The following is a 1,947-nucleotide window of genomic DNA, read 5'->3' as shown; positions in this document are numbered from 1 at the left end:
CAGAACACGCAGAACCGCGACGGTGAGCGATCGAGACCAAGGTGGGCGGATTAGGTCCGCGATGGCGCCTGGAGTTCCAGGTCTGGCAGCTTTCGGCTGTTGTGGCCGACCAAGCGCCCTGCTGGCGGCTCACGATCCTGCGAAGAAGTCGCTCAGTTCCTGAGCCGTTCGGTCCGGAATCTCTTCGGGAAAGAAGTGACCGGCCTCAACAGGGCCGCCGCCGACATCATCGGCCCACAGCCGCCACAAGGCGAGGGGGCCACCCATGTCGGTGTACCACGTGTTCAGTGGCCCGTGAGCACTCCAGAGCACGAGCGTTGGGCACTTGATCCGACGTCCGGCTCTGCGGTCCTCCGCATCGTGGTCGAGGGTTGCTGCCGCGCGATACTCCTCGCAGATGGCATGCACGTGTGCAGGATCGCGCAGCGCATCGACTGCTTCGGATGTGAAGCCAGCCCTCATCTGGTTCGGTCCTTGGAGCGCGGCCCGGCTGTATCTTGCCGTCGACCGCGATCCATCCAAGTTGCTTTCAGCTACCGCATCCATCCTTCCAGGCTGCAGATCACCACCATGACAAGGACGGCACCACCGAGGAGGACGATGTCGTGCCATGAGCCCAGGTCGACCATGAACTGTCTCCTGTCGTGGATGGAATGGAAGCTGCAACTCTCCTACAGGAAGCCAACCTTTACTGTCTGCTCCATGCCGTCGCAGCCCACGCGGCGGTTCGCTCGTCTGACCTGCTCCGCTTGAGTGCAGGCTACAGCCCGGCGGGCGTCATGATGGGACTTTGGGACAGCCCTCAGGCGCGGGAACGTCCCGGTGCGAAGCCTGTTCCGTGGAACGGTTCAGCTCTCGGCGAAGCGGATGAAAGACCGCAAGCCATCGATGAGTTGCGTCCGCTGATCTGCGGGCACGCCCGGGCACGTGGCATCGACCAGAGCTGCCAACCCCTCATGGCCAGGCCGGCGTTCCCGGATTTCGTTGGCCCACATGGCGATCTCCGAAGCCGTGCCCGCACACGAGGGGCACTTATCAATGATCTCATAAGCGAGCTCAATAATCTGTTCGAGCGGGGCAGCGTCAGAAGCTAACGGCATGCTGGCACCAAGTGGCTGTCGAGGCTGCCGTCACTTCGGCTCGACGCTTTGGTCGCCACCTGGCGATCCTGGGGGTGGGATCACCCGCGTTGTGCCTGGATTTGGAACCGGTGGCCGGACGGTCATGTCGGGGGCGATGTTGGCGGGCGGACGGATCACGCCATCGGTGCGATTCAGCTTGTCGCTCAGCGGCGCGTTTGAGCGCCCCACCGATCCGGTGGAACGCGGATCCTGCGGGCCGGTGCTCTCGGTTTTGAGCGTCTCGGAGGTCTGAGGCTGGCCCTGCGCCCGTGCTGGGGTCATCGTGCCGGCAACCCCACCAGCCATGACGATTGCGGTCAGCAGAAGCTCTCTCGGTTTGAGGCGCATGTGTGGCCTCCCTTAACCTAGGTTAAGCTCTGCTCTCCAACGCGGCCTCACCCGCCACCGTTCCCTAATCCTCGTGGCTGATTAACTCTGGGTCTCGAGGCTCAATGGCTCAACCTAATGCTTGGAGCCGGTTCGAGCCTCAACGATCTCACTCACGGCCCACCGCTTTGACCCGGCGGCGACGCCGCCTTTGGGTTTCTCTTTCTTGGGCTTCTTCGCCTCGCGATTCCCACGTTGTTCCCGGTGTGCCATGACAGTCTCCTTTACATCCAGGATCGCCGTAGGGGCTCTGCGGATCACACCGCCCAGGCATATGTAGCGCGACGCGCGAATGTGTGAGTAAGGCGACGGCCAGATTTACGAGATGTCGCCTCCGGTTGAAGTCGACCTACCGTGTCACGGGACGACACGGAGGAGCGCATGAGCCGGCTCGATCAGGAGGCTCGCATGACTATCAAGGCATTGGCGGCGCGGGGAG

Annotated in this window: 3 protein-coding genes; all 3 read right to left on the bottom strand. The window is 62.9% G+C overall.

Annotated elements, in window-relative coordinates:
* Positions 1–129 precede the first annotated feature (129 nt).
* The 3 genes from FS320_RS42455 to FS320_RS42445 all read right to left on the bottom strand — a co-directional run bounded on the left by FS320_RS42455 (position 130) and on the right by FS320_RS42445 (position 1,469).
* The gene (locus tag FS320_RS42455; RefSeq protein ID WP_420846853.1) at positions 130–462 is read right to left on the bottom strand and encodes an alpha/beta fold hydrolase; all 333 of its coding nucleotides are present in this window, start codon (positions 460–462) and stop codon (positions 130–132) included.
* Between the two features lie 386 nt (positions 463–848).
* Positions 849–995, bottom strand: a complete 147-nt coding sequence (locus FS320_RS49380; RefSeq protein ID WP_244627745.1) for a hypothetical protein — start codon at positions 993–995, stop codon at positions 849–851.
* A gap of 135 nt (positions 996–1,130) precedes the next feature.
* Positions 1,131–1,469, bottom strand: coding sequence for a hypothetical protein (locus FS320_RS42445; protein ID WP_152718528.1), 339 nt, complete (start codon positions 1,467–1,469; stop codon positions 1,131–1,133).
* Positions 1,470–1,947: the final 478 nt, after the last annotated feature.

Origin of the sequence: Microvirga tunisiensis, assembly GCF_009296175.1 — a bacterium.
GTDB classification, from domain to species: domain Bacteria; phylum Pseudomonadota; class Alphaproteobacteria; order Rhizobiales; family Beijerinckiaceae; genus Microvirga; species Microvirga tunisiensis.
The sequence above is the reverse complement of the archived record's forward strand: the minus strand, read 5'-3'. Positions and strand labels throughout refer to the sequence as shown.

What these genes read in the sequence shown, in the direction of transcription:
- FS320_RS42455 (WP_420846853.1), bottom strand. Translation starts at nt 462, where the DNA reads ATGAGGGCTGGCTTCACATCCGAAGCAGTCGATGCGCTGCGCGATCCT.
- FS320_RS49380 (WP_244627745.1), bottom strand. Translation starts at nt 995, where the DNA reads ATGTGGGCCAACGAAATCCGGGAACGCCGGCCTGGCCATGAGGGGTTG.
- FS320_RS42445 (WP_152718528.1), bottom strand. Translation starts at nt 1,469, where the DNA reads ATGCGCCTCAAACCGAGAGAGCTTCTGCTGACCGCAATCGTCATGGCT.